This is a genomic window from Hungatella hathewayi WAL-18680 (assembly GCF_000235505.1).
GTDB classification, from domain to species: Bacteria; Bacillota; Clostridia; order Lachnospirales; family Lachnospiraceae; genus Hungatella_A; species Hungatella_A hathewayi_A.
Genome location: NZ_JH379027.1, coordinates 3,250,904 through 3,277,677, shown reverse-complemented (window position 1 = coordinate 3,277,677; position 26,774 = coordinate 3,250,904). Strand labels below are relative to the sequence as shown.

Genomic DNA, 26,774 nt, shown 5'->3' with positions numbered 1-26,774 from the left:
TGTTAATATAAGAAGGAGAAGTATATTATGCAGAAATATGGAATCTTAAATGCACAGCTGCGCTCCCTGCTGGCAAGAACCGGACACAGAGACCACCTTGCCATCACGGACGCAGGTTACAATATCCCGCTGGGGAGAGAGGTGGTTGACCTTGCATTTTTGCCTAACCTGCCGGCGATTCTGCAGGTGCTGGACGGCATTCTGGATGAGTTTTCCGTGGAGAAGGTGTATCTGTCCGAGGGAATCCACCACTACGCGCCGAAGCAGCTGGAAGAGTATGAGAAGCGTTTCGGGGATAAATGCCCCATTGTGTTTGTGAAGGATGAGGAGATTGATAACATGATGGAGAGTGTGAAGGGCGTGGTCCGCACGGGAAACTATGGCATTCACTGTCCCAATATCATTCTTCAGGCGGGATGTACATACGACGATTAAAAGGACGGGAAAAGGAGGAAGCAGTTCATGTATGATGTAGTTGCGTTGGGGGAACTTGTGATTGATTTTTCGCCGGGAGGAGTTTCCGCCGGGAACCATGCCCTGTACGAGAGGCAGCCAGGCGGCGCGCCCAGCAATGTCCTGGCGGCGGTTGCCAGACTGGGAGGAAAGGCGGCCATCATGGGAATGGTGGGAGATGACAGCTTCGGCTATTATTTAAAGGACATGGCCGAGAGCTGCGGCATCGACTGCACGGGTCTGTGCTTCACCGGCGATGCCTATACCACCCTGGCCTTCGTGCATCTGGATTCAAGCGGGGAGCGGAGCTTTACCGTGATGCGAAAACCTGGCGCGGACACCCAGCTTCGCAAAGAGCAGGTGCGCACGGACATGATAAAGCAGACAGGCATTTTCCATGTCAGCGCGGCCGCTCTCACAGACGAGCCATGCCGGGAGGCAGCATTTTACGCGGCCCAATATGCAAGGCAGGAGAAGAAGCCGGTTTCCTTTGATGCCAATTACCGGGATGTCCTCTGGGACAGGGAGAAGGCCATCCGTATCATGAAAACATTTCTCCCGCTGGTGGACATTCTCAAGGTCTCCGAGGAGGAAATGACCATGCTCACCGGCACCACGGACATCCCCCAGGGGGCGGAGCAGCTGTACGGCGGTGGAATCTCCCTGGTGACTGTCACCTGCGGTGAGAAAGGCAGCTATTACTGCTGCCAGGGTGGTCACGGATTCGTGCCGGCCTACCAGGTACAGGCCGTGGACACCAACGGAGCCGGAGACGCCTTCCTTGGAACCCTCCTCTACGAACTCTGCCAAACCGGCAGCCGCCCGGAGGCCATCCCCCTCCAGCAGATGGAGCACATGATAAAAGCGGCTTCCGCCGCCGGCGCCCTCTGCGCCGCCCGGCCAGGCGCCCTTGTGGGCGGCCCGGTGTGGGAGGAGATTAGAGAGCTTATGGGGGAGCCGGGACAGTAGAATAAGAATAAAAAGAGAGCCACATGCAGGTTATGGTTAAAAGCTGACTGCATGTGGCTTTTTGGGTATCATTCAGGTATCCTTTATTTGACATTTCTCCATACTGCTATTAGAATGAAAAAGCAGGGTTATGTTCGTTGGTCTTTAGGAGAATAGAAGGAGGCACAATGGAGTTCATAAAAAGTATTGCTCCCGTGATTGTGGCAGGAGGGGTGGCCGTATATTTGATTTTAACCATCAAGAAAAAAAGAGAATCGGGCGACATAGCAGATACCTATATGTCAGAAGGGATTGCTCTGGGCCTCTGCCTCGGCGCAGGAATCGGCGCCTCCATGCCTGGGTATCTTTCCTATTTTATCAGTTTTGGGACATTGATTGGATTTTTGGTTGGGATGCGGGTTAAGAAGTAGATTAGCCTGGTTTTGAAAATGGATGGAAGAGGGATTTATTATGAAAGAAGAGGTTAAACGAATTATTATTACACTTGTGATTTTTGCAGTTGTATTTTGGGGCTCTCCTTATCTGATGGGGTCTGGGGTTTATGATATCAATGCTCGTGCGACTGAGCTGTTGGCCGCTGTCCTTGCGGCGGGGTGTTACTGGATCGGCAGCAATCGCCGCTGATGCCAGTCTGCCATGCTAGGAAACCAGTAAACGATTGAGAAAACGGGAGATTGCAGATGAAATTTTATATTGCCTCAAAACTACTTAGGCTTTCGAAAAGTTGAGAACAATGCAAGAGACATGGGGGATATTTCAGGGTGAAACTTGATTTGATAAGAGAAAAAGGGAATACGGGTACACGTTATAGACAAATATTACTTACGGTTGGTGTACTGTTATTTGGATTTTGTCTGGGGGTATTTTCGAAATATCTGGATTACCGTCAGGCCAATTTACCATATTTATTGGGCTTGTTTGACAGGACTTTTGATTTCCACAATTTTTTAGGCTCTTTTGCCCCCTGGATGCTCATTGCTGTCTGCCTTTCTGTATATAGTAAGACTCCAATGAGAGCCGCCGTCAACGTGTTTTGCTTCTTTGCGTCCATGGTTTCCGGGTATTACTTATACTGCAATTTTGTAGCGGGTTTCTTCCCGAAAAGCTATGCTATGATTTGGGCTGTATTTACTGCGATATCCCCTGTTCTCGCCTATCTATGCTGGTATGCAGGAGGCCGCGGATTTATCGCTCATGTAATATCGGCAGGGATAATCGCATGCTTTATAAATTGTACATTTGCATATGGGATGATTTATATTTCTGTTGTCTCAAGCCTGCAGCTATTGACACTGCTTACTGTTTTAGCCGTATTGCGCAGGCCGCTAAAAGAAATGATGCCTATATTGGTAATGAGCATTATATTTGCTATCCTGCTGGAGCATTTACTTCCTTTTCAAATTTGGTAGATTTTTCATCCGGTTGCAGCTATTGATTAAAAAAATGAAGATATAAGGAGTTTTTAAGATATGATAAAAGTACTTTTTATCTGCCACGGCAACATCTGCCGTTCCCCCATGGCAGAATTTGTGATGAAGGATATGGTAGAGCGTGAGGGGATGACGGGGCAGTTTTTGATTGGGTCGGCGGCTACCAGCACGGAGGAGATTGGGAATCCGGTGCATTATGGGACGCGGGAGAAGCTGAGAGAGTCCGGGATTGACACTTCGGGGAAAAGGGCGGTGCAGTTGAAGCGGAGTGATTACGATAAGTATGATTACCTGATTGGGATGGATCAGTGGAATATGAGGCAGATGGAGCGGATACTGGGGAGAGATACGGATGGGAAAATGTTCCGGCTGCTGGATTTCACCCATTCTCCTGGTGATATTGCGGACCCATGGTATACGGGAGATTTTGACGCAACTTATAGGGATGTGATGAGAGGCTGCGGCGCACTGCTGGATTATATCAAATTGCGGGGAAAATGAGGACTGGACCGAATGTATAAGATAAGAAAATAAGAAAATAAGAAAAAGGCAAACCGGAGCATGACATCTCTGGCTTGCCTTTTTTGCTTAACTTCCGCTCAACTCCCTCACCACTTCCCCCGCAATCAACAACCCCGCCACCGGCGGCACAAAGGAGATACTTCCGGGGACGGCACGTTTGCTGGTGACTTCCTCGCTCTCGAACTTGGGTTTTAACGGTTCCTCTTTCGAGTAGAGTACTTTCAGGTGATATATCCCCCTGCTCTTCAACTCCCGCCGCATCACCCGGCACAGGGGGCAGACGGAGGTTTTGGAGATGTCTGTTATCTCAAACAACTCCCCGTGCAGTTTATTCCCGGTCCCCATGGAGGCCAGCAGTGGAATCTCATGGGCCGTGCAGTATTCCACCAGCGCCAGCTTCGCGGCGACTGTGTCAATGGCATCTACAACATAATCAATCGTTCCGGGAATCTCCGAAAACAACTGTTCCAGATTCTCCGGAAGTATAAACCTCTCAAACGTGATAACCTGGGCCGCCGGATTGATATCCATAATCCGCCGCTCCATCACCTTCGTCTTAAACTGCCCAACCGTACTGTGGTACGCGATACTCTGCCGGTTGATATTGGTCAGTGCCACCTCGTCCGGGTCGACGAGAATCAGGCGGCCGATGCCGCATCTGGCCAGGGCCTCGATGCAGTGGGAGCCGACGCCGCCCACCCCGAAGACCATGACAGTGGAAGAGGAGAGCTTCGACAGTCCCTCCTCCCCGATTAAAAGCTGTGTTCGTGAAAATTCATTTATCATAATGATGACTCCTGTGGGTATACTATATACTAATTTCTAAAGCAAGGTATAACCCGGCTTCGCCAGCTGCTCTTTCACCAGGTCCGCCAGCGTCACATGGTCCACAACCTGGTTGATGGCATCATTTAACTGCCGCCACACATCCAGTGTGACGCAGGTGCTGCTCCTGCCGCAGGGCTCGTCCGCATCAAGGCAGGCCACGGGGGCCAGGCTTCCCTCTGTCAGGCGCAGAATCATGCCCACCGTGTATTCTGATGGCTCCTTTGTCAGCATATATCCACCTTGGGCGCCACGCATGCTTTTCACGTAGCCGGCGCGGGAGAGAATGGTGACAATCTGCTCCAGATACTTCTCCGATATCTGCTGGCGTTTGGCGACCTGGTTAATCTTCGTACATTCGTCCGGGTGAAGGGCAAACTCCAACATCATGCGCAGGGCATACCGCCCCTTTGTTGAAATTTTCATTTAGAAAATACCGCCTTCCTATAATTCTTATCAAGTTAGTATGATATCCATATTGTACACGATTGCGTACAAAAAAGTAAACTTCCATTTTATTGGCAAAAGATGTATAATGAAAACCTATGATGTACATGCGCGGCATGTCAGAGCAAGAAACGTTAGGGGGAGCGTATCTGTGATAGGAAAACAAAAGACGAAGACCATCATGATGACGGAAGGTGTCATCTGGAAACAGCTGCTGGCATTTTCCATGCCTCTTTTGATGGGCAACTTATTTCAACAGTTATACAATACGGTAGACTCTGTTGTGGTTGGCAATTATATCGGCAGTGAGGCCCTGGCGGCCGTGGGCTCCAGCAACTCGCTGATCAATCTGATTATCGGTATGTTTATGGGAATCGCCACCGGAGCCGGCGTCATCATTTCCCAGTATTATGGCGGGAAGGAAGAGCAGAAGCTGCACTGGGCGGTTCATACTTGTATGGCCCTCAGTATCTGGGGCGGCATTTTCCTGACCGTGCTGGGCATTGCGATTTCCCCGATTATTCTGAGATGGATGGGTACCCCGGAGGAGGTTATGAGCAATTCCGTGGTGTATTTCCGCATCTTCTTCGGCGGTTCGCTGTTTAATCTGGTCTACAATATGGGCGCGGGCATCCTGCGGGCGGTGGGAGATTCCAGAAGGCCGCTGTATTACCTGTGTGTGTCCTCCGTGGTCAATATTGTGCTGGACTTGGTGTTTGTGGTGGTGTTCCACATGGGCGTGGCCGGCGTGGGCTATGCCACGGTGACCGCCCAGTTTATCTCGGCCATGCTGGTCATGCTGGCCCTGACCCGCTCAAACGAGGCGTACCGGCTGGAATTATCGAAAATAAAAATTGACAAGCGGATGATGAGCCGCATCCTGAAAATTGGCATCCCAAGCGGCGTGCAGCAGTCCATCATTTCCCTGTCAAATGTGATCGTCCAGGCAAATGTCAACAGCTTCGGCGCGGCCGCCATGGCCGGGTTTGGCTCCTACTGTAAAATCGACGGCTTCGTGATGCTGCCGCTTCAGAGCTTCTGTATGGCGGCCACCACCTTTACCGGCCAGAACGTGGGTGCCAGAAACATTCCCAGGGTGAAAAAGGGTATCTTTCAGGGACTGGTCATCGGCGCGGTTTACACGGCGGTCATGTCGGCAGTGCTGTTCTTCCAGGTGGACCGGGTTCTCAGAATCTTTTCCTCCGACCCGGCGGTGCTGGAATACGGCCACCGGACCATGTATCTGCTGCTCCCGTTTTATATGACCATGACAGTGCACAACATCCTGATGGGCAGCTTCCGGGGAGCCGGCAAGACCATGGTATCCATGTTAATCGGCGTGGGAAATATGTGTATCCTGCGTATGATATATATCAACCTGGCAGTCCCGTTTTTCCCAAGCTACGGCGCGGTCATGCTGTGTTACCCCATCACCTGGATTACCACCATGCTGATGGATATTGTATACTGCGTCAAGGCCAAGTGGCTGCCCCGTTATACCATCACGCCGGAGCCGGTGAAATCACCGTGTCCGGCAGCTGAGACAGTTCAAAAACAGTAACAGAATAAGCCATAACAGATAAAGGAGTGCATCATGAGACAGGGATTTATCAGGACAGCGGCGTCAACGCCGAATATCCGGGTGGCGGACCCGGCGTACAATGCAGAGCAGATCTATGAGAGAATGCAGGAGGGAGTGGAAAACCAGGCCGATATCATGGTATTTCCGGAACTGTGCCTGACGGCCTACACCTGCGGCGACCTATTTCTCCAGGACACCTTATTGAGGCGGGCGAAGGAGGAACTGGACCGCCTGGTCACCCTGTCCCAGGGGATGGAAATGCTGACGGTGGTGGGACTTCCCTGGCAGCACGACGGCAAGCTCTATAACGTGGCCGCGCTGTTTGCCAACGGAAAACTTCTTGGCCTGGTGCCAAAGACCTATCTTCCAAACTACTCCGAATTTTATGAAGTGAGACATTTCACTCCGGCAAAACGTGATATCACCATGGTTCCGTGGCGGAACGGCCTGGTTCCCATGGGGACAAGTCTTTTGTTCACCTGTGATACTGTGCCGGGCCTGACGGTTGCGGCGGAAATCTGTGAGGACGTGTGGGCCCCGTGTCCGCCAAGTATCGCCCACACCATGGCTGGGGCCACTGTGATCGTAAACTGCTCCGCCAGCGACGAGACCGTGGGAAAGGACACCTACCGGGAGTCCCTCATCTCCGGCCAGTCGGCCAGACTGGTGTGCGGCTACGTCTACGCCAACGCCGGCGAGGGGGAGTCGACCCAGGATTTGGTGTTCGGCGGCCACAACATTATCGCTGAGGACGGAACCTGCCTGGCTGTCTCCAAACGGTTTCAAAACGAGACCATCTATGCGGATATGGACCTGGACAGAATCATCAGCGACAGGCGGAGAATGAACACCCATCCGGTGACCTGCGATGACGGTTATCTGACTGTGAAGTTTACACTCCCGGAGCGGGATGTGGTGTTAAGGCGATATATCGACAATTCCCCCTTCGTTCCCAAAAACGGGGAGGAGCGGCGGAAACGCTGTGAGGAGATTCTCTCCATTCAGGCCATGGGCCTGAAAAAACGGCTGGAGCACACGAAGACTACCCACGCCGTGCTGGGAATCTCCGGCGGCCTGGATTCCACGCTGGCCCTGCTGGTGACAGCCAGAGCCTTCGATATGCTGGGACTGCCGAGAGAGCAGATACTGGCCGTGACCATGCCGTGCTTCGGCACCACCGACAGAACCTACCAGAACGCCTGCACCATGACAAGAAAGTTGGGCGCTTCCTTGAGAGAGGTGGATATCCGCGCCTCCGTGATGCAGCATTTCTCAGACATCGGGCAGGACATGGGCAATCACGACGTGACTTACGAAAACGGCCAGGCCAGAGAGCGGACCCAGGTGCTGATGGACATCGCCAACCAGATTGGCGGCCTGGTGGTTGGCACCGGCGACATGTCGGAGCTGGCTCTTGGCTGGGCCACCTACAACGGCGACCACATGTCCATGTACGGAGTCAATGCCTCCGTTCCCAAGACCTTAGTGCGCCATCTGGTGCGCTTCTATGCGGATACCTGCGGGGAGGAGGAACTGAGCGCCGTACTGCTGGATGTCCTGGACACCCCGGTCAGCCCGGAACTGCTTCCGCCGGAGGACGGCGTCATCGCCCAGAAGACGGAAGATTTGGTGGGCCCATATGAGCTCCACGATTTTTATCTCTATTATGTACTGCGGTTTGGCTATGAGCCGTCCAAGATATTCCGGATGGCGGAACATGCCTTTGAGGGAATCTACGATAATGCAACGATTCTCAAATGGCTGAAAGTCTTTTACCGCCGCTTCTTCAGCCAGCAGTTCAAGCGCTCCTGTCTGCCGGACGGCCCTAAGGTGGGCTCCGTGGCCGTTTCCCCGCGAGGCGACCTGCGGATGCCAAGCGACGCCTGCGGCAGAATCTGGCTGGAAGAGCTGGAGCAGCTCACATTAGATTAAGAAGGGAAATAGATTCTATGATAACCAGTACCAGCAACGCCCAGGTAAAACAGGTGGCGGCACTGACAAAGAAAGCAAAATACAGAAAAGAAACCGGCCTCTTCGTGGTGGAGGGCGGAAAAATGTTCTCCGAGCTCCCAAAAGAGCGCATCCACGCGGTCTACGCCACCGAGAAATTCCTGGCGGACAGCGCCCACCGGGAGATGATGAAGGGCGTCAGAAAAGTGGAGACCGTCAGCGAGGACGTGTTAAAAGCCATGTCCGACACCCAGACGCCCCAGGGCATTCTGGCGCTTGTAAAACAGTATGAATACCGGGTGGAGGACATTTTAAAAAGCCCAGGCCCGGCCCACATCATGATTCTGGAGACCATCCAGGACCCTGGAAACTTAGGAACGATTCTGAGAGCGGGGGAGGGCGCCGGCGTCACGGGAATCATCATGAACAATGGCACCGCCGACATTTACAACCCAAAGGTCATCCGCTCCACCATGGGCTCCATTTACCGCGTCCCCTTCGTCTATGTGGACGACTTGAGGGCTACCCTGAACCTGTTAAGAAAACAGAATATCCATCTTTATGCTGCCCATCTTGCGGGTAAAAACAGCTATGATGAGGAAGACTATCACGGTGGGACCGGATTTTTGATTGGAAATGAAGCCAGCGGCCTGGAGAAGGAGACAGCCGCCATGGCCGACACTCTCATCCGCATTCCCATGCTGGGCCAGGTGGAATCCTTAAACGCCGCCGTGGCTTCCGCTATCCTGATGTATGAGACGGCAAGGCAGCGAAGAAAGAAATATTAAGAAAGTCAAAAGATTTAATAAGATGTTAATAGAATCTTTGTTGTTAATTTAACGAAAATATAGTATACTATCTGTAAATTGTAATGTTCTTATGCAATTTGAATAGCATAAATCATCTGCCAAGGCAGACTCATCCGTGTGGAAACCGCGGTTGAGAAGCACATAAGAATGTCCGGGAAGGAGGAATGTAACGTGGCATCTATTTGTTGGTTAATTGCTTTTGTAGTTCTGGTTGGAATTGAGATTGGAACCATGGCTTTGACAACGATATGGTTTGCCGGAGGTGCGCTGTTAGCGTTTATTCTGTCGCTGTTTGGCGCGAGCGTGGAAGTGCAGCTGGCGGTCTTCGTCATTGTCTCCTTTATCCTGTTATTCTTTACCAGACCTCTTGCATCCAAGTACTTAAACGGCAGGACGGTGAAGACCAATGTGGACAGTCTCATAGGAAGGAATGCAAGAATTACGGCCGAGGTGAACAACCTAAAAGGGACCGGCGCAGCGGTGGTAAACGGACAGGAGTGGACGGCCAGGGCCCTGCGGGACGAAGATATTTTTTCCGAAGGCACCCAGGTGGTAATCCGGGAAATCCGTGGAGTGAAATTGATAGTGAGCAGCTTGGAAAATAAAAATGGAGCTGCCGTTAAGAATGTTTTAAACGAAAACAAAGAACACTAATAAAACCTAAAAGAACAGGGGGAAATGAAACATGGGAGCAATTGCTGGATTTTTTGGATTTATCATTATCGCTATCATTGTGCTGCTGGTGCTGACATCCTGCATCAAGATTGTACCTCAGGCTACGGCCATGGTGGTGGAGCGTCTTGGCGCATATCAGGGAACCTGGTCCGTGGGACTGCATTTTAAGGTTCCGTTTATCGACCGTGTGGCAAAGAGAGTCATTTTAAAAGAGCAGGTGGTTGATTTCGCGCCACAGCCGGTTATCACCAAGGATAATGTTACCATGAGAATTGATACGGTAGTCTTCTTCCAGATTACCGACCCGAAGCTGTTTACCTACGGCGTGGAGAATCCGATTATGGCCATTGAGAACCTGACGGCCACCACCCTTCGTAACATCATCGGTGACTTGGAGTTAGACCAGACACTGACCTCCAGAGAGACCATCAACACCAAGATGAGAGCTTCCCTGGATGTGGCCACGGACCCGTGGGGCATCAAGGTCAATCGTGTGGAGCTTAAGAACATCATTCCTCCGGCTGCCATTCAGGACGCCATGGAGAAACAGATGAAGGCAGAGCGTGAGCGCCGTGAGTCCATCCTTCGCGCGGAAGGTGAGAAGAAGTCCACCATCCTTGTGGCGGAAGGTAAGAAGGAATCCGTGATTCTGGATGCGGAGGCGGAGAAACAGTCCGCGATCCTCCGTGCGGAAGCTGAGAAGGAGAAGATGATCCGTGAGGCCGAAGGCCAGGCAGCCGCTATCCTGAAAGTACAGCAGGCCAATGCAGACGGTATCCGCTTCCTCAAAGAGGCCGGTGCGGATGCGGCCGTACTTCAGATGAAGAGCCTGGAAGCATTTATGAAGGTGGCAGACGGCAAGTCCACCAAGATTATTATTCCGTCGGAGATTCAGAACATGGCGGGTCTTGTGACCTCCATCGCCGAGCTGGCAAAGGAGTCATAAATCGATATCATTTAAAAATCAGCAAGGAAATCATAGGGTGCCTGTAATAAGGCGCCCTATTTTAGAAATGCAGCAGGGCTTAAGAGGCAGGAGGCATCGATATGGAGTTAAAGCTGGATTTGTCAAAGGAATACGGCATTGTACTGGAAGGCGGGGGCGCCAAGGGCTCCTACCAGATAGGGGCATGGAAGGCGCTTCGGGAAGCCGGTGTCCGGATAAAGGGAATCGCCGGGGCGTCCGTGGGCTCCCTAAACGGCGCGCTGATCTGCATGGATGATATTGACAAAGCGGAATATATCTGGGAAAATATCAGTTATTCCAAGGTGATGGATGTGGAGGACGACGTCATTGAAAATGTGATGAAGATGGATTTGAAATCCTTAAATTTCGGCAGCCTCATCAGTGACGCCAAGCGGATATTAAAGGACAAGGGCTTTGACATCACGCCGCTGAAGGAGCTGATTGAGGAGACCATCGATGAGGAGAAAATCCGCTCGTCGGACCGGGAGCTCTATATCACCACCTACTCCGTCAGCGACAGACGGCTGCTGACCGTGGATGTGAAGGAGGCGCCGGAGGGGGAGATAGGAGATATGCTGCTGGCCAGCGCCTATTTCCCGGCCTTCAAGAACGAGAAGCTTAACGGAAAGCGGTATATGGACGGTGGCGGCTGGAACAATGTGCCTACCTCCATTCTGCTGGAGCATGACTATAAGGATATTATCATCATCCGTATCTACGGCCTGGGTTTTGACAGTGAGAAGGTGACGGAGATACCGGAGGACTGCACGGTATATCACATCGCCCCACGCCAGGATTTGGGCGGAATTCTGGAATTTGACAAAAAGCGGGCCAAAAAGAATATGATGCTGGGCTACTATGACGCCAAACGTCTGCTGTACGGATTGTACGGAAAGTGGTATTATATTGATGCACCCAACACGGAGGCCTATTACTTTGATAAAATGATGTCGGAGCTGGAACTGATGAAAGCCTATATTCAGCCGGAGCTGGATGCGGAGTCCATGGAGAGTCTGGAGGGCTACCGCAATTACACCGAACGGATATTCCCGGCGGCGGCCGTGGAATTGAAGCTGAAGGAGGATTGGGACTACAAGGATTTGTATATCGCGATTTTGGAATCCATCGCAAAAAAGATGAAGATTAACCGGTTCCAGGTCTATACGGTGGAGGAGTTGGTGCGGCTGATTCAGACGAAGCTGGCCAAGACCAGCCGCCCGCTGGAGGAGATGGGGATTCTGCCCGGACTGGCGGACGCATAGTAGACTGAGTACAAAAGAAAGGGTTGCATAATTATGCATTATGATTTATAATAATGCATAAAAATACACGACTTTAGGCTAGGAGGATGGGATTATGAATTTAAAAGGCAGGAGTTTTCTGACACTGAAGGATTTTACACCGGAGGAGATAGGGTATCTTCTGGATTTGTCGGCAGAGTATAAGGAAAAGAAGAAACAGGGAATTTTGACGGATACTTTAAAGGGGAAGAATGTGGCCCTTATCTTTGAGAAGACCAGCACCCGCACCCGCTGCGCCTTCGAGGTGGCCGCCCACGATTTGGGCATGGGAACCACATATCTGGACCCGACTGGCTCCCAGATTGGCAAGAAGGAGAGCATTCCGGATACGGCCAGGGTTCTTGGCAGAATGTATGAAGGAATTGAATACCGTGGTTTTGGGCAGGATATTGTGGAAGAACTGGCAAAATATGCCGGTGTTCCGGTGTGGAACGGTCTGACCAACGAGTACCATCCCACCCAGATGCTGGCCGATTTGCTGACGGTGAGAGAGCAGCTTGGCCATTTAAAAGGGGTGAAGCTGGTGTACATGGGCGACGCCCGCTACAACATGGGCAACTCCCTGATGATTGCCTGCGCCAAGATGGGCATGCATTTTGTGGCCTGCGCGCCGAAGAAGTATTTCCCCAACGAGGAACTGGTGAAGCAGTGTCAGGAGTACGCAGCCCAGTCCGGAGCCACCATCACCCTGACGGAGGATGTGGCAGAGGGAACGAAGAACGCCGACGTCATTTACACCGACGTGTGGGTATCCATGGGAGAGCCGGATGAAGTGTGGGAAGAGAGAATCCGGGAACTGACCCCGTACAAGGTGACAGCGAAGGTGATGGGTAATGCGAAGGACAGCGCCATCTTTTTACACTGTCTGCCCGCGTTCCACGATTTGAAGACAAAGATTGGCAAGGAGATGAGCGGCCGTTTCGGCATCCAGGATATGGAAGTGACGGATGAGGTGTTCGAGTCCGCCCAGTCAAAGGTGTTTGACGAGGCGGAGAACCGGATGCACACCATCAAAGCGGTGATGGCGGCGACGTTAGGAGCATAACGATATGTATGGACAGGAAAAACGAAAGAGTCCCAGAAATTTAACGCTGATGATTGACTGGCTGCACATCATAATCGGAATTCTGATTGTGGTGATGGCCGTGGTGGCGTTTTTGAACCCGGAAGGGTATATGATGCTGTTTCCGCTGATATTTCTGTTGGCGGCGGTGCTGAATCTGGTCAACGGTCTGTACCGTTACCGGCAGAGCGGCCGTGAGAAGCGGAAGAAGGCGGCCGCTATCGGTCAGATTGTGATTGCGGCGGTGCTGACCGGTATTGCGGTGGTCAGCGCCATCAGCATCTGGAGGTAAATGGTTTGAAGACGGAGATACTGAAATTACTGAGAGAGAGCAGCGGCTATCTGTCAGGCCAGGAGCTGTGCGACAGTCTGGGGGTATCCAGAACGGCGGTTTGGAAGGTGATGAAACAGCTGCGGGAGGAGGGCTACCAGATAGAGGCGGTGTCCAACCGGGGCTACCGCCTGGTGTCGGCGGCGGACGTCATCACGGAGGCAGAGCTGAAAAGCCAGATAGAAGGCGGACTGGCGGGTAGCCATCTGGAGTACCACGAGGAGCTGGATTCCACCAACAACCGGGCCAAACGGCTGGGTGAGGAGGGAGCGCCGGAGGGAACTTTAGTGACTGCCGATTATCAGACTGCTGGAAAGGGACGGCGGGGAAGAGGCTGGGTGTCGGAGCGGGGCACCGGCATCTGGATGAGTCTGCTTCTCCGGCCCGACATTCCACCGTCCGGCGCGTCCATGCTGACGCTGGTGGCGGCCATGGCTGTGGTGAAAGGCATCAAGGAGGCCACAGGTCTTGACAGCGGCATCAAGTGGCCCAACGATATTGTGATGAACGGGAAGAAAATCTGTGGGATTCTCACGGAGATGAGTACCGAGCTGGATCATATCAGTTATGTGGTAATTGGTATGGGAATCAATGCCAATATCCGGGAGTTTCCGGAGGATATCCGGGAGAAGGCCACGTCTCTGTATCTGGAATCCGGCCAGACCGTGGTCCGCAGCAGGGTGATTGCGGCGGTGATGAAGCATATGGACCGGTATTACCAGATGTTTCTGGAGTGCGGCGATTTGTCCGGTCTCCTTAAGGAGTATGAGGAGCACCTGGTCAACCGAGGACGGGAAGTGATGGTGCTTTCGCCTGCCGGAGAGTACCGGGGAATCAGTCTGGGGATTGACAAAACAGGGGAACTTCTGGTACAACTGAGAGACGGAACCGTGAACCATGTGTTTTCCGGGGAAGTATCCGTGAGAGGAATCTACGGATATGTGTAGATTTGGTTACACAACGACAGAAAAAATGACATTAAAAATGACATTAACAATGACGTAAATCAGATATAGGAATTTGGGGGAATCAGGGGGAGCTGCTAGAAAATCTGCGGCGCCACCTTTTTCTGCTGAATGAGAGGATAAACATGAATAACATTTATGAGAAACTGAAGGTACTGGAGCGGGAGGACGCCCCCCTTGACCGGGAAGAACGTCTTGCGGCCATCAGCGGCCCGCTTCTTGCCTGGTACGAGGGGAACCGCCGTATCCTTCCATGGCGGGAGGAGCCGGCGCCCTACCGGGTGTGGATATCGGAGATAATGCTCCAGCAGACCCGTGTGGAGGCGGTGAAGCCCTATTTCAACCGTTTCATGGAGGCCCTTCCAACGGTGGAGCATCTGGCGAAGGTGCCGGAGGACCAGCTTTTAAAGCTGTGGGAAGGACTGGGCTACTACAACCGGGCCAGAAATCTTCAGAAGGCGGCTCAGGTGATTGTGGAAGAATATGGCGGCCAGCTGCCCCCGTCCTACGAGGAGCTTTTGAAGCTGCCGGGGATTGGAAGCTACACGGCGGGAGCCATCGCCTCCATCGCCTATGGAATTCCCGTTCCGGCGGTGGACGGCAATGTGCTGCGGGTGCTGTCCCGGGTGCTGGCAAGCGAGGAGGACATCTTAAAGCAGTCGGTGAAGAAACAGATGGAGGATTCCCTGCGCCAGGTGATACCGGCCGGCAGGGCCAGCGCCTTCAACCAGGGAATGATTGAGATAGGCGCCATCATCTGCGTGCCAAACGGCCAGCCCAAATGCGGCGAGTGTCCGTTGGAGTCCATCTGCCTGGCCAAACGCCACAATCTGACAGACAGGATTCCCTACAAAGCGCCGAAGAAACCGAGAAAGATTGAGGAGAGAACCATTCTCCTGCTGGAATCGGGGGACAGGATTGCCATCCAGAAGCGGCCGGATAAGGGGCTGTTGGCCTCCCTCTATGAATTTCCCAATCTGGAAGGCCATTTGGGAGAGGCGGAAATCGAGCGGTTTGTCACCTCGGCAGGTGGACATGTTATCGGCATGATACCCCTTCCGTCGGCAAAACATATTTTCAGCCACGTGGAGTGGCACATGTCGGGATACCGTGTTAAAATAGAAGGAAATGCGCCGGAAGACTACATGATGGTGGAAAAAGAGGAGATAAAGACGAAATATCCCCTTCCAAATGCATTTTTGGCGTATACAAAGCTGGTATTTTGAGAACCATGAGAGGAGAGATATTTCATGAGTAAACTGTTGTTTATCGTGAATCCGCGTTCCGGGAAAGCCCAGATTAAGAACAGGCTGCTGGATATTCTTGATATTTTCACAAAGGCGGGATGGGAGTGCCAGGTTCATATCACCCAGGCCCCGCTGGACGCCAGAGACAGGGCGGCCCTGTACGGCGGCGGGGTGGATATGATTGTGTGCAGCGGCGGTGACGGCACCCTCAGCGAGACCATATCCGGCATGATGGAGCTGGAACAGCCGCCGGTGCTCGGCTATATCCCGTCGGGCTCCACCAACGATTTCGCGTCCAGCCTTCGCATTCCCTCCAATATGAGAGCGGCGGCGGCCAATGTGATGGAGGGCGTCCGTTATCCCATCGACATCGGCCGGTTCTGCGGGGATAGGTATTTTGTGTATGTGGCCGGGTTCGGAGCATTTACGGAGGTCTCCTATCTGACGCCCCAGGACAAGAAAAACGTGCTGGGACACCAGGCCTACATGCTGGAAGGGGTCAAGAGCCTGGTCAATCTGAAATCCTACAATATGAGGATTGAGGCGGAGGACTTCGCGCTGGAAGGCGATTTTATCTTCGGCATGGTGACCAACACCATCAGCGTGGGTGGATTTAAGGGGCTGGTGACCCAGGATGTGGCTTTAAATGACGGACTTTTCGAGGTTCTGATGATCCGCACCCCCAAGACGCCGCTGGATTTGAGCAATATCATTTCCTATATGTTCTTAAAAGAGGAGCAGAACGAGTATGTGCATAAATTCAAGACTTCGTATCTGCGGATTACCTCGGAGGAGCCGGTGGACTGGGTGCTGGACGGGGAGTTTGGAGGCAGTCATACCGAGGTGGAAGTGGAGAATTTATCGCGAAAGATAGAAATTATGGCGAGTCTTGTAAAAAAAAGTTGAAAAATAGAGGACGGTAGTATATAATGACTAGTTGTGTAGGCGTTTAAGGGATTATAAATTTGAAAGGACGTTACTTGGTGGAAAAAGATAATTTTTTAGAAAAACTGGAGAAACTGGTTGAACTTTCGAAAGGGAAGCACCAGGCGTTAGATGTAACTGAGATTAATAACTTTTTTATAGGGGATAATCTCTCGACCGAACAGATGGAGCAGATTTACAGCTATCTGGAAAGTCACAATATTGATGTAATCCCGGTGATTGATGACAGCCTTCTGGTGGATGACTCTCTGCTTCTGGATGAGGTGGATGATGATACCTTCATGAAGGATGTGGAGGAAGAAGACATTGATTTGGACGCCATTGATTTGCTGGAAGGTATCGGAACGGAAGACCCGGTCCGCATGTATCTGAAGGAAATCGGTACGGTTCCGCTGCTCAGCGCAGACGAGGAACTGGAGCTTGCCAAACGGAAGGCAGATGGGGATGATTCGGCGAAAGAGCGTCTGATTGAGGCGAACCTTCGTCTTGTTGTCAGTATCGCCAAGCGGTATACCGGCAGGGGCATGAGCTTCCTGGATTTGGTGCAGGAGGGAAACTTAGGGCTTATCAAGGGTGTCGAGAAATTTGATTATACAAAGGGATATAAGTTGAGTACATACGCGACTTGGTGGATTCGTCAGTCCGTAACGAGAGCTCTGGCCGACCAGGCAAGAACCATCCGCGTTCCTGTACACATGGTGGAAACCATCAACAAGATGTCCAAAATGCAGAGAAAACTTACCCTGGAACTGGGCTATGAGCCGTCTGTGACGGAGCTGGCCGAGGCCCTTGAGATGTCGGAAGACAAGGTGATGGAGATTATGCAGATTGCCAGAGAGCCGGCTTCTTTAGAGACGCCTATCGGTGAGGAGGATGACTCCAACCTGGGCGATTTCGTGGCTGACAGCAACGTGGTGACACCGGAGGGCAATGTGGAGTCCGTGATGCTGCGGGAGCATATCGATGCATTGCTGGGAGATTTGAAGGAGAGGGAGCGTCAGGTTATCGTCCTGCGTTTCGGCCTGGAGGATGGACATCCGAGAACACTGGAGGAAGTGGGCAAGGAGTTCAATGTTACCCGTGAGCGTATCCGCCAGATTGAGGCGAAGGCTCTTCGGAAACTGAGAAATCCGGTTCGCAGCAAACGTATCCGTGATTTCCTGTAATTGGCAGACAGTGGGGAGTGTAAGAAGTTTTTACACTCTCTTTTTGCATAAGCGAGCGGATTTTGCATAACAAGCGAAACAAGGAGAAGACCGCCTGGGACTTGTCACAGGCTTGGCCGTGGAAGAGTGCGCAGGAGGTCGCGAAGATGAACGGTGAGAAGGGTATGAATCAGAACCAGCATCAGAGAAACTATCAGAAGGAACTGGATGTCATAATCCGTGAGCAGGAGAAGGAGGGGAAGGTCCCCAGGCTTTTGCTTCACAGCTGCTGCGCGCCATGTAGCAGCTATGTGCTGGAATATCTGTCCCAGTATTTTGACATTACGGTTTACTACTATAACCCCAACATTTTCCCGACGGAGGAGTACATGAAGCGGGTGAAGGAGCAGAAAAGCCTGATTGAGCGCATGGAGTTTAAGCACCCGGTGCATCTGGTGGCCGGGGCCTACGAGCCGGAGGAATTTCACCAGGTGGTGAAGGGGCTTGAGAAGGAGCCGGAGGGCGGCGCCCGCTGTATGAAATGCTACGAGATGCGCCTCTGCGAGACTGCTAAGGTGGCGAAGGCGGGCGGATACGACTATTTTACCACCACGCTGACCATCAGCCCGTTAAAGTCAGCCCAGAAGCTCAACGAGATTGGAGAGGCCATGGGAAGGGAGTACGGTGTGAAATTTCTGCCGTCGGATTTCAAAAAACGGGAGGGATATAAGCGCTCCACCCAGCTCTCGGAGGAATACGGACTGTACCGGCAGAATTATTGTGGGTGTGTATACTCTATTCGTGCTTGACATGGGTGGGGATTTGTAATAAACTTTTAATAGGATTCAGATTACCGAAGACTATAAGAGGGAAGTATTAAATTAAGGATAAAGGAGATTGATACAATGTTAAAAAAGACCTTAACAGTAGTGAACCCATCAGGACTTCATTTAAGACCAGCGGGTGTATTATCCCAGACAGCGATGAAGTTTAAATGTGACGTTATTATCGAGTGTGGAGAGAAAAGAATCGTTGCAAAGAGTGTTCTGAACGTAATGGCGGCAGGAATCAAGTCCGGTACGGAGATCACTTTAATTTGTGACGGCGAGGACGAGGCAGAGGCGATGGAGACCGTTTCCGGAGCAATCGAGTCTGGTCTGGGCGAGATGTAATAACAGAATATCAATTGAGAAAAGCGAGGGAGCTTTGCACAGGAATCAGTGCGAAGCTCTCTTTTTTGTTGCGGATCATGTTATCGATTATGGAAAATGAGAAAGGAAATAGATAGATGGATGGATATCAGCAGACTACGGAGATGAGACAGACACCAGCCCGCGCGCCAGGACTTTATGACGCCAGATTTGAGCATGACAACTGCGGCATCGGGGCGGTGGCCAATATCAAAGGAATCAAGACCCACAAGACCGTGGAGCAGGCGCTCCATATCGTGGAAAATTTAGAGCACAGGGCCGGCAAGGACGGCGATGGCAAGACCGGCGACGGCGTCGGCATCATGCTTCAGATATCCCACAAATTCTTCCGGAAGGTGACGAAGCCGCTGGGGATTCATCTGGGGGAGGAGCGGGAGTACGGCGTGGGAATGTTCTTCTTCCCACAGGACGCATTATCCCGCAACCAGGCTATGAAAATGTTTGAGATTATCGTGAGCAAGGAGGGGCTGGACTTCCTTGGCTGGCGTGAAGTCCCCACCCACCCGGAACTGATTGGCAAAAAGGCGGTGGAGCGGATGCCCTGCATTCTCCAGTGCTTTATCAGGAAACCGGCGGAAGTGTCAAAAGGGCTGGACTTTGACCGGATGCTGTATGTGGCGAGACGGGTGTTTGAGCAGAGTAATGACAACACTTATGTGGTATCCCTAAGCAGCCGGACCATTGTCTACAAAGGCATGTTTCTGGTGAAGGAGCTTCGCCGCTTCTTTCCGGACCTTCAGGATAAGGACTACGAGTCCGCCCTGGCATCGGTTCACTCCCGGTTCAGCACCAACACCAACCCCAGCTGGATGCGGGCCCACCCCAACCGCATCATCGTCCACAACGGGGAGATCAACACCATCCGGGGAAATGTGGACAAAATGCTGGCCAGGGAGGAGACCATGGAATCCGAGTTCTTCAAGTCCCAGATGCACAAGGTCCTCCCCATTATCAACCAGGAGGGCTCCGATTCGGCCATGCTTGACAATGCCCTGGAGTTTATGATGATGAGCGGCATGGAATTGCCCCTGGCGGTGATGATAACCATTCCGGCGCCCTGGGGCCACGACAAGTCCATGCCCCAGGAGGTGCGGGATTTCTACCACTATTACGCCACCATGATGGAACCGTGGGACGGCCCGGCCTCCATCGTGTTCAGCGACGGGGATTTGCTGGGAGCGGTGCTGGACAGAAATGGACTCCGGCCATCCCGGTACTACATCACTGACGACGACCAGATGATTCTGGCCTCCGAGGTGGGAGCCATCGACATGGAACAGAACCATATCATCCGCAAGGATCGCTTAAGACCGGGGAAAATGCTTCTCATCGACACAGTAAAAGGTGAAATTGTGGAGGATGAGGAGTTGAAAATGCATTACGCCACAAGAAAACCATACGGCGAGTGGCTGGACTCCAACCTGGTGACCATGGATGATCTGCCAATCCCCAATGTGGGCGTGCATCAGATGGAGGCGGAGGAGCGTGCAAGGCTTCAGAAGACCTACGGCTACACCTACGAGCAGTATAAGACCATGATACTTCCCATGGCGCTTAACGGGGCGGAGACCATTTCCGCCATGGGTTCCGACAGCCCGCTGGCGGTGCTGTCCAAAAAGCACCAGCCATTGTTTAACTATTTCAAGCAGCTGTTCGCTCAGGTGACCAATCCGCCCATCGACGCCATCCGGGAGGAGATTGTCACTTCCACCACGGTCTATGTGGGGGAGGACGGCAATGTGCTGAAGGAGAAAGCGGAGAACTGTAAAATCCTCCAGGTGGATAATCCGATTCTCACCTGCACGGATTTGCTGAAGATAAAATACATGAAAAAGCCGGGCTTCAAGGTGGAGGTGATTCCGATTACCTACTACAAAAACACTTCCCTGGAAAAAGCCATCGAGCGGCTGTTTCTGGAGGTGGACCGTGCCCACCGGGACGGGGCCAATATTATGATATTGTCTGATAGGGAGATTGACGAGAACCATGTGCCGATTCCGTCCCTGTTAGCGGTGTCCGCCCTCCAGCAGCATCTGGTGAAGACGAAGAAGCGGACCTCCGTGGCGCTTATATTGGAGAGCGGCGAGCCGAGAGAGGTGCATCACTTTGCAACGCTGCTGGGATACGGCGCCTGCGCCATCAACCCCTATCTGGCCCAGGAGTCCATCCGTTACTTAATTGAGACGGGGATGCTGGAAAAGGATTATTATGCGGCGGTCAGCGATTACAATTCGGCTGTCCTTCACGGGATTGTGAAGATTGCCTCCAAGATGGGCATTTCCACAATTCAGTCCTACCAGGGGGCCCAGATATTTGAGGCCATCGGCATTTCCAAGGATGTGGTTGATAAATATTTCACAGATACGGTGAGCCGTGTGGGCGGCATTACCCTGGAGGATATTGCAAATGATGTGAGTGTCCTTCATTCCTCCGCCTTCGACCCGCTGGGACTGGATGTGGATTTGACCCTGGACAGCGTGGGAAGCCACAAGCTGCGCTCCGGGCAGGAGGAGCATCTCTACAATCCGCTGACCATCCATCTGCTTCAGGAGGCGGCCAGAACCGGGGATTACGAGATATTTAAGCAGTACAGCCATGCCCTTCACGATGAGGGACAGACGGTGAATCTGCGGAGCATCATTGATTTCAAATTTGATAAAAAGGGCGGCGTTCCCATCGAGGAGGTGGAGAGCGTGGAGTCGATTGTGAAACGCTTTAAGACCGGGGCCATGTCCTACGGCTCCATTTCCCAGGAGGCCCATGAGACGCTGGCGGTGGCCATGAACCGGATTGGCGGCAAGTCCAACAGCGGTGAGGGCGGGGAGAGTCTGGAGCGGCTGGAGCCGGCGGAGGATGGCCTGAACAAATGCTCCGCCATCAAGCAGGTGGCTTCCGGGCGGTTTGGCGTCACCTCCAGGTATTTAGTGAGCGCAAAGGAGATTCAGATTAAGATGGCCCAGGGGGCGAAACCCGGCGAGGGCGGCCAGCTGCCGGGCGGAAAGGTGTATCCGTGGGTGGCGAAGACCAGACATTCCACCACCGGTGTGGGGCTCATTTCCCCGCCGCCTCACCACGATATCTATTCCATCGAGGATTTGGCCCAGCTGATTTATGATTTGAAAAATGCCAACACCGAGGCCAGAATCTCCGTGAAGCTGGTGTCCGAGGCGGGCGTGGGAACCGTGGCGGCCGGTGTGGCGAAAGCGGGAGCCCAGGTGATTTTGGTGTCCTCCTTCGACGGCGGAACCGGAGCGGCGCCCAGAAACTCCATCTACAATGCGGGACTTCCCTGGGAGCTTGGCGTGGCGGAGGCCCACCAGACGCTGATTATGAACGGGCTGCGGGATAAGGTGATTCTGGAGACCGACGGAAAACTGATGACAGGCCGCGACGTGGCCATCGCCTGCATGCTGGGAGCCGAGGAATTCGGGTTTGCCACGGCGCCGCTGGTGACCATGGGATGCGTGATGATGAGAGTCTGCAACCTGGACACCTGCCCGGTGGGAATCGCCACCCAGAACCCGGAGCTGAGGGCCCGTTTTAAGGGAAAACCGGAGTATGTGGTGAATTTCATGTACTTTGTGGCCCAGGAGCTGCGGGAATATATGGCGAAGCTGGGGGTCCGCACGGTGGATGAACTGGTGGGAAGAACCGATTTGCTGAAAAAGAAGGACGTGATGCCGTCACCGCGGGCGTCACGGGTGGATTTGTCCAATATTCTGGATAATCCTTATGCAGGGATGAAGCTGGCCGGGTATCACGAGAAGAAGCCCTATCATTTCCATCTGGAAAATACGGTGGATGAGAAGGTGCTGCTGAAGAAGCTGAAAGGGGCTATTGGCAGCGGGCAGAAGAAGACGTTGCAGATTGAGGTGTCCAATGTGGACCGGGCGCTGGGGACGATTCTCGGCTCGGAGATCACCAGGGCTTACCCGGAGGGACTGCCGGAGGATACGCTGACCATTCAGTGCAAGGGAAGCGGCGGACAGAGCTTCGGGGCATTTATTCCGAGAGGGCTGACCCTGGAGCTTGTGGGCGACAGCAACGACTATTTCGGCAAGGGACTGTCCGGCGGCAAGCTGGTGGTGTATCCGCCGGCCGGTGTGAAGTTCAAGGCCGAGGACAATATTATTATTGGAAATGTGGCGCTGTACGGTGCGACCAGCGGCAAGGTCTTTATCAGCGGCGTGGCCGGTGAGCGGTTCTGCGTGCGAAATTCCGGAGCCACCGCGGTGGTGGAGGGCGTGGGAGACCACGGCTGTGAGTATATGACCGGAGGGCGTGTTGTGATTCTCGGCCCCACGGGCAAGAATTTTGCGGCAGGCATGAGCGGCGGTATCGCCTATGTGCTGGATGAGAAGCGGGATTTATACAAACGCCTCAACAAAGAGCTGGTATCCTTAGAGGAAGTGACCAACAAATACGATGTATCGGAGTTAAAGGATATGATAGAGGAACATGTGGCCCTGACCGGCTCGGAGAGAGGGCGGGAAATACTTGACAACTTTGGGGAATATCTGCCCAAATTCAAGAAGATTCTTCCCCATGACTACCGCCGCATGATGAACACCATTGTGCAGATGGAGGAAAAGGGACTGAGCAGCGAGCAGGCGCAGATTGAAGCGTTCTATGCTAACACAAAAGGGTAGAAAGGAGGAGCAGAACATGGGAAAACCAACTGGATTTTTGGAGTACGACAGAGTGACCAGCGGGGCGGTAACCCCCAAGGTCCGGATAAAAGATTTTCGCGAGTTCCACACTCCTCTGAGTGAGGCGGAACAGCGGAAACAGGGGGCGCGGTGTATGGAGTGCGGAGTGCCCTTCTGTCAGTCGGGCATGATGATAAAGGGGATGACGTCCGGGTGTCCCCTCAACAACCTGATTCCTGAGTGGAATGATTTGGTATTCAGGGGGAACTGGGGCCAGGCGTACAAGCGGCTGAAAAAGACTAACAGCTTCCCGGAATTCACCTGCCGTGTCTGCCCGGCGCCCTGCGAGGCGGCCTGCACCTGCGGGCTTCACGGGGAGCCGGTGAGCATCAAGGAAAATGAGATGGCCATCATTGAGCGGGCCTATGCCAGTGGAATCGCGGCCGCTAACCCGCCGGGAATCCGTACTGGCAAAAAAGTGGCGGTCGTTGGCTCCGGCCCGGCCGGCCTGGCGGCAGCGGACCAGTTAAATAAGCGGGGGCACAGTGTCACCGTGTATGAGCGGTCTGACAGAATTGGCGGTCTGTTGATGTATGGCATCCCCAATATGAAGCTGGAGAAGCACATTATTGAGCGGAAGATCGCCGTGATGAAAGAGGAAGGTGTGACATTTGTCACGGAGGCCAATATCGGGGTGAATTACAAGGCCAAACAGGTGATGAAGGAATATGACAGTGTGATTCTGGCCTGCGGCGCGTCAAATCCGAGAGACATCGCGGTTCCGGGCAGAGACGGGGAGGGAATTCATTTTGCGGTGGATTTCCTGACAGCCACTACGAAGAGCCTGCTGGATTCCAATCTGGAGGATGGAAAATATATCTCGGCTAAAGACAAACACGTGATAGTCATCGGCGGCGGAGACACCGGCAACGACTGTGTGGGAACCGCCATCCGCCACGGCTGCGCCTCCGTGGTCCAGCTGGAAATGATGCCGAAGCTCCCGGATGAGAGGGCGGAGGACAACAGCTGGCCGGAGTGGCCGAGAGTCTGCAAGACCGACTACGGCCAGGAGGAAGCCACAGCCGTCTTCGGAGCCGACCCGCGGATTTACCAGACTACCGTCAAGGAGTTTAAGAAGAATAAAGACGGCCGTGTGAGTTCCGCCGTCATCGTCAGCCTGGCTCCAAAGAAGGAGCCGGAGTCCGGCCGGACCGTCATGGTTCCGGTGGAAGGCAGCGAGAGGGAAATTCCCGCAGATTTAGTGTTGATTGCCGCTGGGTTTTTAGGAGCCCAGACTTATGTGGCAGAAGCATTTGGCGTGGAACTGAATGGCCGGACGAATGTGGCGACAGAGGAACACAGCTACCGCACCAATGTGGAGCGGGTCTTCACCGCCGGAGACATGCACCGTGGCCAGTCCCTGGTGGTCTGGGCCATCCGCGAGGGCCGCGAAGCGGCCAGAGAGGTGGATGAGATGCTGATGGGGTATAGCAACTTAGCGTAACAGTTTAGACGAGCCGTTTGAACTGTTACAATCTGGCGTAGAAACGGGAGAGAAGCCGGAAACCGGGTTTACTTCTCGTGGGAAAGCTGATATGATAGTATCTAAAACTGATGCTGACATATCATGGTAGTATCATGATGGATAGCGCCGTTATGACAGGGCGCTTATCCCACACAGCTTTCAATGAGGAGAGACAGAGTTACGATGGCAGGAACCGAATTTGCATTTTTATATTTTTTACAGTCACTGCACACCCCGTGGCTGGACAGCGCGATGGTGTTTATCTCATCCCTGGGAGACCACGGCAGATTTTTTCTGCTGCTGGCCGTTATATTGTTACTGTTTAAGAAGACCAGAACCATGGGAGCCGCCATGCTTTTCTCCATGCTGCTTGGCTTCCTGATTGGAAATCTATGGCTGAAAAACATGTTCATGCGCCAGCGCCCCTGCTGGCTGGACCCCACCGTGGACCTTCTGGTCCGCGTCCCCCGCGACTATTCCTTCCCGTCCGGCCACACGCTGATCGGATTTGAATGCGCCGTCAGCATCTGGCTGCAAAACCGCAAAGCCGGCGCCGTGATGCTGGTTTTTGCATTCCTTCTGGCATTTTCCAGAATGTATTTATTTGTACATTTCCCCACCGATGTTCTGGCGGGAGCGGTTCTCGGGAGTGTGATTGCGTGGGCAGTGTATCGGCTTATGAGAGAAATTGAGAAACGAAGGCAGCTTTGAGTGGGAGGCGGCCTTCGTTTTATAAATTATTTTGTAAAATGGTTGCAATTCTCCTTACTTGCGTTTATTGTTGTAAGTATTATAGAATATTACCGAGGAGGATTTTTTTTAAAATGAGAGAACGCAAAAATGTGAATGCTACAAACGAGATGCTGGACACTTATCGGAAATACCTGCAGGATGAGGAGCGGAGCAGGGCTACGGTGGAGAAATACCTTCGGGATGTGAAGGCGTTTGTGGAGTATCTGGATGGGAGAGAGAACAGGGCAGCAGCTGATGATGACGGGCGTATGGTCGACAGGGGGCGGACGTTGGATAAAGAAGTCATCAGGGAGTATAAAAACTATTTGAAGGATAGATATAAGATAACCAGCGCTAACTCCATGCTGGCGGCCATCAACAGCTTTTTGGTGTTTCTGGGAAAAGCGGAGTGGAAGGTGAAGCTGTTTAAGATACAGAGGGCCCAGTACAGCAGGCCGGAGCTGGAGATGACGGAGAAGGACTATGAGCGGCTGGTTTTGGCGGCCAGAAAGAACGGGGATACGAAGATGAGTATGTTGATTCAGACCATTGGCAGTACGGGGGTGCGGATCAGTGAACTGAAATTCATCACGGTGGAATCGTTAAAGACAGGGCGGGCGGAGATTTATAACAAGGGGAAATCACGGGTGGTGCTGCTGCCGGTGGAGCTGACGAGGGTGTTGGGAAAATACTGCCGGGAGGCGGGAATTGCATCGGGCAGTATCTTCGTGACGAAGCATGGGAACCCGATGGACAGGAGTAATGTGAGCAAGAAGATGAAACAGCTGGGAAGAATGGCCGGGGTGGACACGGCGAAGATATTTCCCCATAATTTCCGCCATCTGTTTGCCAGAATGTTTTACAGTATCGAAAAAGACGTGGTCCGGCTGATGGATTTGCTGGGACATTCCAGCATCAGTACAACGAGAATCTACACCATGACCACCGAAGACCAGCCCAGACGGCAGATGTCGCGGATGAAACTGGTGCTTGGCTGACAACCGCAGTTGGTTATGAGGTAAAAATAAAAA

At 52.8% G+C, this 26,774-nt stretch carries 26 protein-coding genes; 24 read left to right on the top strand and 2 right to left on the bottom strand.

From position 1 onward, the window contains the following. Positions 1-27 precede the first annotated feature (27 nt). From rbsD to HMPREF9473_RS14825, 6 genes are all read left to right on the top strand, one after another. On the top strand, positions 28-435 hold the full coding sequence (gene rbsD, locus HMPREF9473_RS14845) for a D-ribose pyranase (RefSeq protein ID WP_006780957.1): 408 nt from the start codon (positions 28-30) through the stop codon (positions 433-435). 27 nt (positions 436-462) lie between these two features. Beyond that, positions 463-1,422: a carbohydrate kinase family protein gene (locus HMPREF9473_RS14840; protein WP_006780956.1), complete on the top strand. Its 960-nt coding sequence runs from the start codon at positions 463-465 to the stop codon at positions 1,420-1,422. A gap of 167 nt (positions 1,423-1,589) precedes the next feature. Beyond that, positions 1,590-1,832 carry a hypothetical protein gene (locus HMPREF9473_RS14835; RefSeq protein ID WP_006780955.1) on the top strand — a complete coding sequence of 81 codons (243 nt, stop codon included), beginning with the start codon at positions 1,590-1,592 and terminating at the stop codon, positions 1,830-1,832. Between the two features lie 40 nt (positions 1,833-1,872). Beyond that, positions 1,873-2,046, top strand: a complete 174-nt coding sequence (locus HMPREF9473_RS27785) for a hypothetical protein (RefSeq protein ID WP_006780954.1) — start codon at positions 1,873-1,875, stop codon at positions 2,044-2,046. A 137-nt stretch (positions 2,047-2,183) separates the two neighbouring features. Continuing rightward, positions 2,184-2,831 carry a hypothetical protein gene (locus tag HMPREF9473_RS14830; RefSeq protein WP_006780953.1) on the top strand — a complete coding sequence of 216 codons (648 nt, stop codon included), beginning with the start codon at positions 2,184-2,186 and terminating at the stop codon, positions 2,829-2,831. A 60-nt stretch (positions 2,832-2,891) separates the two neighbouring features. Then, a complete protein-coding gene (locus HMPREF9473_RS14825) occupies positions 2,892-3,353 on the top strand; it encodes a low molecular weight protein-tyrosine-phosphatase (RefSeq protein ID WP_006780952.1) in 462 nt (153 codons plus the stop codon). An 87-nt stretch (positions 3,354-3,440) separates the two neighbouring features. Here HMPREF9473_RS14825 and HMPREF9473_RS14820 read toward each other — a convergent pair whose 3' ends face one another. Next, complete coding sequence (locus tag HMPREF9473_RS14820) at positions 3,441-4,160, bottom strand: tRNA threonylcarbamoyladenosine dehydratase (RefSeq protein WP_006780951.1); 720 nt, start codon at positions 4,158-4,160, stop codon at positions 3,441-3,443. Between the two features lie 36 nt (positions 4,161-4,196). Continuing rightward, entirely contained in the window at positions 4,197-4,625 is a 429-nt protein-coding gene (locus HMPREF9473_RS14815) for an RrF2 family transcriptional regulator (protein ID WP_006780950.1), read from the bottom strand. A gap of 175 nt (positions 4,626-4,800) precedes the next feature. On the opposite strand from HMPREF9473_RS14815, the gene HMPREF9473_RS14810 reads away from it, so the two are divergent. The 18 genes from HMPREF9473_RS14810 to HMPREF9473_RS14725 all read left to right on the top strand — a co-directional run bounded on the left by HMPREF9473_RS14810 (position 4,801) and on the right by HMPREF9473_RS14725 (position 26,741). Then, positions 4,801-6,207 carry an MATE family efflux transporter gene (locus HMPREF9473_RS14810; RefSeq protein ID WP_080568866.1) on the top strand — a complete coding sequence of 469 codons (1,407 nt, stop codon included), beginning with the start codon at positions 4,801-4,803 and terminating at the stop codon, positions 6,205-6,207. 33 nt (positions 6,208-6,240) lie between these two features. Continuing rightward, positions 6,241-8,160, top strand: a complete 1,920-nt coding sequence (locus HMPREF9473_RS14805; RefSeq protein WP_006780948.1) for an NAD(+) synthase — start codon at positions 6,241-6,243, stop codon at positions 8,158-8,160. Between the two features lie 17 nt (positions 8,161-8,177). Further along, positions 8,178-8,966 carry a TrmH family RNA methyltransferase gene (locus tag HMPREF9473_RS14800; protein ID WP_006780947.1) on the top strand — a complete coding sequence of 263 codons (789 nt, stop codon included), beginning with the start codon at positions 8,178-8,180 and terminating at the stop codon, positions 8,964-8,966. 192 nt (positions 8,967-9,158) lie between these two features. Further along, complete coding sequence (locus HMPREF9473_RS14795; RefSeq protein WP_006780946.1) at positions 9,159-9,641, top strand: NfeD family protein; 483 nt, start codon at positions 9,159-9,161, stop codon at positions 9,639-9,641. Positions 9,642-9,672: 31 nt separating this feature from the next. Continuing rightward, positions 9,673-10,608 carry an SPFH domain-containing protein gene (locus HMPREF9473_RS14790; protein WP_006780945.1) on the top strand — a complete coding sequence of 312 codons (936 nt, stop codon included), beginning with the start codon at positions 9,673-9,675 and terminating at the stop codon, positions 10,606-10,608. A gap of 101 nt (positions 10,609-10,709) precedes the next feature. Then, positions 10,710-11,891 (top strand): patatin-like phospholipase family protein, encoded by a 1,182-nt coding sequence (locus HMPREF9473_RS14785; protein ID WP_006780944.1) that lies wholly within the window; start codon positions 10,710-10,712, stop codon positions 11,889-11,891. A gap of 94 nt (positions 11,892-11,985) precedes the next feature. Further along, on the top strand, positions 11,986-12,975 hold the full coding sequence (gene argF, locus HMPREF9473_RS14780) for an ornithine carbamoyltransferase (protein ID WP_006780943.1): 990 nt from the start codon (positions 11,986-11,988) through the stop codon (positions 12,973-12,975). A 4-nt stretch (positions 12,976-12,979) separates the two neighbouring features. Continuing rightward, positions 12,980-13,285 (top strand): DUF6637 family protein, encoded by a 306-nt coding sequence (locus HMPREF9473_RS14775; protein WP_006780942.1) that lies wholly within the window; start codon positions 12,980-12,982, stop codon positions 13,283-13,285. A gap of 5 nt (positions 13,286-13,290) precedes the next feature. Continuing rightward, on the top strand, positions 13,291-14,271 hold the full coding sequence (locus HMPREF9473_RS14770; protein WP_006780941.1) for a biotin--[acetyl-CoA-carboxylase] ligase: 981 nt from the start codon (positions 13,291-13,293) through the stop codon (positions 14,269-14,271). A 143-nt stretch (positions 14,272-14,414) separates the two neighbouring features. Continuing rightward, on the top strand, positions 14,415-15,515 hold the full coding sequence (mutY, locus tag HMPREF9473_RS14765) for an A/G-specific adenine glycosylase (protein ID WP_006780940.1): 1,101 nt from the start codon (positions 14,415-14,417) through the stop codon (positions 15,513-15,515). Positions 15,516-15,539: 24 nt separating this feature from the next. Continuing rightward, entirely contained in the window at positions 15,540-16,442 is a 903-nt protein-coding gene (locus tag HMPREF9473_RS14760; RefSeq protein WP_006780939.1) for a diacylglycerol/lipid kinase family protein, read from the top strand. Between the two features lie 77 nt (positions 16,443-16,519). Further along, positions 16,520-17,647 carry an RNA polymerase sigma factor RpoD gene (gene rpoD / locus HMPREF9473_RS14755; RefSeq protein WP_034858494.1) on the top strand — a complete coding sequence of 376 codons (1,128 nt, stop codon included), beginning with the start codon at positions 16,520-16,522 and terminating at the stop codon, positions 17,645-17,647. Positions 17,648-17,793: 146 nt separating this feature from the next. Continuing rightward, positions 17,794-18,435: an epoxyqueuosine reductase QueH gene (locus tag HMPREF9473_RS14750; protein WP_006780937.1), complete on the top strand. Its 642-nt coding sequence runs from the start codon at positions 17,794-17,796 to the stop codon at positions 18,433-18,435. Between the two features lie 96 nt (positions 18,436-18,531). Continuing rightward, on the top strand, positions 18,532-18,798 hold the full coding sequence (locus HMPREF9473_RS14745; RefSeq protein ID WP_006780936.1) for an HPr family phosphocarrier protein: 267 nt from the start codon (positions 18,532-18,534) through the stop codon (positions 18,796-18,798). A 116-nt stretch (positions 18,799-18,914) separates the two neighbouring features. Continuing rightward, a complete protein-coding gene (gltB, locus tag HMPREF9473_RS14740; RefSeq protein WP_006780935.1) occupies positions 18,915-23,486 on the top strand; it encodes a glutamate synthase large subunit in 4,572 nt (1,523 codons plus the stop codon). A 16-nt stretch (positions 23,487-23,502) separates the two neighbouring features. Next, positions 23,503-24,990 (top strand): glutamate synthase subunit beta, encoded by a 1,488-nt coding sequence (locus HMPREF9473_RS14735; RefSeq protein ID WP_006780934.1) that lies wholly within the window; start codon positions 23,503-23,505, stop codon positions 24,988-24,990. A 204-nt stretch (positions 24,991-25,194) separates the two neighbouring features. Further along, positions 25,195-25,722: a phosphatase PAP2 family protein gene (locus tag HMPREF9473_RS14730; RefSeq protein ID WP_006780933.1), complete on the top strand. Its 528-nt coding sequence runs from the start codon at positions 25,195-25,197 to the stop codon at positions 25,720-25,722. Positions 25,723-25,835: 113 nt separating this feature from the next. Beyond that, the gene (locus tag HMPREF9473_RS14725) at positions 25,836-26,741 is read left to right on the top strand and encodes a tyrosine-type recombinase/integrase (protein ID WP_006780932.1); all 906 of its coding nucleotides are present in this window, start codon (positions 25,836-25,838) and stop codon (positions 26,739-26,741) included. Positions 26,742-26,774: the final 33 nt, after the last annotated feature.

Excerpts from the sequence above, each read along its gene's own strand:
- rbsD (WP_006780957.1), top strand. The coding sequence starts at position 28 with ATGCAGAAATATGGAATCTTAAATGCACAGCTGCGCTCCCTGCTGGCA.
- HMPREF9473_RS14840 (WP_006780956.1), top strand. The coding sequence starts at position 463 with ATGTATGATGTAGTTGCGTTGGGGGAACTTGTGATTGATTTTTCGCCG.
- HMPREF9473_RS14835 (WP_006780955.1), top strand. The coding sequence starts at position 1,590 with ATGGAGTTCATAAAAAGTATTGCTCCCGTGATTGTGGCAGGAGGGGTG.
- HMPREF9473_RS27785 (WP_006780954.1), top strand. The coding sequence starts at position 1,873 with ATGAAAGAAGAGGTTAAACGAATTATTATTACACTTGTGATTTTTGCA.
- HMPREF9473_RS14825 (WP_006780952.1), top strand. The coding sequence starts at position 2,892 with ATGATAAAAGTACTTTTTATCTGCCACGGCAACATCTGCCGTTCCCCC.
- HMPREF9473_RS14820 (WP_006780951.1), bottom strand. The coding sequence starts at position 4,160 with ATGATAAATGAATTTTCACGAACACAGCTTTTAATCGGGGAGGAGGGA.
- HMPREF9473_RS14815 (WP_006780950.1), bottom strand. The coding sequence starts at position 4,625 with ATGAAAATTTCAACAAAGGGGCGGTATGCCCTGCGCATGATGTTGGAG.
- HMPREF9473_RS14805 (WP_006780948.1), top strand. The coding sequence starts at position 6,241 with ATGAGACAGGGATTTATCAGGACAGCGGCGTCAACGCCGAATATCCGG.
- HMPREF9473_RS14800 (WP_006780947.1), top strand. The coding sequence starts at position 8,178 with ATGATAACCAGTACCAGCAACGCCCAGGTAAAACAGGTGGCGGCACTG.
- HMPREF9473_RS14790 (WP_006780945.1), top strand. The coding sequence starts at position 9,673 with ATGGGAGCAATTGCTGGATTTTTTGGATTTATCATTATCGCTATCATT.
- HMPREF9473_RS14785 (WP_006780944.1), top strand. The coding sequence starts at position 10,710 with ATGGAGTTAAAGCTGGATTTGTCAAAGGAATACGGCATTGTACTGGAA.
- argF (WP_006780943.1), top strand. The coding sequence starts at position 11,986 with ATGAATTTAAAAGGCAGGAGTTTTCTGACACTGAAGGATTTTACACCG.
- HMPREF9473_RS14775 (WP_006780942.1), top strand. The coding sequence starts at position 12,980 with ATGTATGGACAGGAAAAACGAAAGAGTCCCAGAAATTTAACGCTGATG.
- mutY (WP_006780940.1), top strand. The coding sequence starts at position 14,415 with ATGAATAACATTTATGAGAAACTGAAGGTACTGGAGCGGGAGGACGCC.
- HMPREF9473_RS14760 (WP_006780939.1), top strand. The coding sequence starts at position 15,540 with ATGAGTAAACTGTTGTTTATCGTGAATCCGCGTTCCGGGAAAGCCCAG.
- HMPREF9473_RS14750 (WP_006780937.1), top strand. The coding sequence starts at position 17,794 with ATGAACGGTGAGAAGGGTATGAATCAGAACCAGCATCAGAGAAACTAT.
- HMPREF9473_RS14745 (WP_006780936.1), top strand. The coding sequence starts at position 18,532 with ATGTTAAAAAAGACCTTAACAGTAGTGAACCCATCAGGACTTCATTTA.
- gltB (WP_006780935.1), top strand. The coding sequence starts at position 18,915 with ATGGATGGATATCAGCAGACTACGGAGATGAGACAGACACCAGCCCGC.
- HMPREF9473_RS14735 (WP_006780934.1), top strand. The coding sequence starts at position 23,503 with ATGGGAAAACCAACTGGATTTTTGGAGTACGACAGAGTGACCAGCGGG.
- HMPREF9473_RS14730 (WP_006780933.1), top strand. The coding sequence starts at position 25,195 with ATGGCAGGAACCGAATTTGCATTTTTATATTTTTTACAGTCACTGCAC.
- HMPREF9473_RS14725 (WP_006780932.1), top strand. The coding sequence starts at position 25,836 with ATGAGAGAACGCAAAAATGTGAATGCTACAAACGAGATGCTGGACACT.